The sequence below is a fragment of the Thermus igniterrae ATCC 700962 genome (assembly GCF_000376265.1).
GTDB classification, from domain to species: domain Bacteria; phylum Deinococcota; class Deinococci; order Deinococcales; family Thermaceae; genus Thermus; species Thermus igniterrae.
The window spans coordinates 1-1811 of sequence record NZ_AQWU01000006.1 but is presented as its reverse complement, the minus strand read 5'-3'; the positions used below and the strand labels follow the sequence as shown (position 1 = coordinate 1811).

Annotated in this window: 1 protein-coding gene; it reads right to left on the bottom strand. The window is 53.4% G+C overall.

Features of this window, described 5'->3' with window-relative positions; translation table 11 throughout:
• Positions 1–251: 251 nt before the first annotated feature.
• Positions 252–632, bottom strand: a complete 381-nt coding sequence (locus B128_RS12915; RefSeq protein ID WP_126187883.1) for a hypothetical protein — start codon at positions 630–632, stop codon at positions 252–254.
• Positions 633–1811: the final 1179 nt, after the last annotated feature.

Here is a 1811-nt window from a genome sequence, read left to right as displayed (position 1 = left end):
CTTCTTCTTCTTGTCTAAACCCCAGAAAGCTCCTGGTATTCTGGGGGCGGTGTAGGACGTATGGATCACCCAACCCGCCTCTATGTCCCCGCCACCCTGGCCAACCTGGGCTCGGGGTTTGACGCCTTGATACCCTGCCCCTCATCTAGAGAACTGGAAGTAGGCCGTCCTCATGCCCCCAAGAAGGATGCTGGTAGAAGGCGGGCTGGTAAGCGGGTCTGTACTCCGCCACCCACCCCTACCGGTCCCCTTCAAACACTCGAAACACGCCCTGGGCGAAAAAGAAGCAGGGCCAAGACGACCCCTATAGCGTAGGGCTCCACGGCCATATCGCCCAGGCGACGGGCAAAAGTCCCAGGAAATACCAAATCCAGGAAGAGGTAAAAGAGGATTACGGCAAAGAGGGAGAAGACCAAGGCTTTCGGGAGGTTAAGGACCACGCCCTTACCCCAGCCCAGGTAGAAGGCCAAAATCGCACCCAAGCCCAACAGCAGCTGCAACCCACCCCAAATGCCCTTCTGTTCAAGAAGAAACGCAAGAACCGTGAAAATCACAAATAGCCCAAATGAGAGGAGTCTTTTTGGGACTTCTCGGTTCCGAAAGGCCATCCCAACACCCCCCTTCGCTTTCATTGTACCACCTCCACCCCTAAGATAGGGCTTCTTCTTCTTGAGAAACGATCTTTGAAGGCAGCTTCCTGCCTTATCAGTGCCCGGATTGAAGATAGGCAGCCCAGATCATTCCGAGAAGAGCGCTGGCATAAGGTAGGCCTATGCGCCTATAGGCAAACCAGAGGGTCAGGAGGAGGCAAAACACCACGAAAACGTCCCCGGTTTCAAGCCTCTCATTGCGAAAAAGATCATCAAAAACGGAGAGCCACAGCTTAAATTGCAGCGCCGCTAAAGAAGAGTAGAAAGCAATGTCTACCAAAGTCCGAAACCTTTCCCTTAGCAAACGCAATACGTTTGGCATCTCTCCTCCTGTTTCGGGGTGCAAACTTGCTACCAGTCATAGGCAGTGCACACAAAGGCTGTTAATGCACAGACCGCCTTTCCTGTGGGATCTGTGGTCCAATAAACGCATGTCGCAGTGAAGACTGCGCAAACCCATCACCTGCCTTCCAAGGAATAGGCAATGTAAGCGATAGCTAAGAGGGATCCACCAAGTGGGATGCCCACAAATCGGAATGCGCTCCACACCATTATAACCAATGCAAGGGTAACCAAAGCGTCCTCCCTGGAAAATGTTCCGGTCCTCCAATGATGGAGGACCTCACGTAGAAGATTGAAAAAGCTGATGGGAAATCCAGTATACCAAACGATTTCTGCAGCCCTGCGAGCCAATTTTGCAAAACTATTAGCTAGCGTACGCAGTAAGTTTGGCATCTCTGCTCCTGCCTCTCAAAACACTCGTTTACCCAGCCAAAAGCATTGCAGACAAATATCGTGGCCATACACGGATAAGGCGCAACTGCACCATACCTTACACAAACTACCTCGCCCGCTATGCAAGCCCATTTCAAGGTACAGTCCTGAACTGTCACAGTCTCACATTTCCCCCCTTTCGGATATTCAATGCATACCCCCTTGACAAGCCAAAGGAAAAGGGGGCGCTTGGTGAGCTGTGGAAGAACACCAGACGCCCCCTTCCATCCTNCCCCTGTCCCTGGAGGAACTGGTCCCCCTGCTCCAGGCATGGCTCCAAGCCCGCTTGCCAGAAGGGGAGAGAAAACCCGGCAGGCCCAGGACCTTCTCCGACCTCAGCCTCTTTCTCTTCCACCTGGTCCGCGCCCTCCTGGGCTTCTCCAGCGA

Excerpts from the sequence above, each read along its gene's own strand:
- B128_RS12915 (WP_126187883.1), bottom strand. The coding sequence starts at position 632 with ATGAAAGCGAAGGGGGGTGTTGGGATGGCCTTTCGGAACCGAGAAGTC.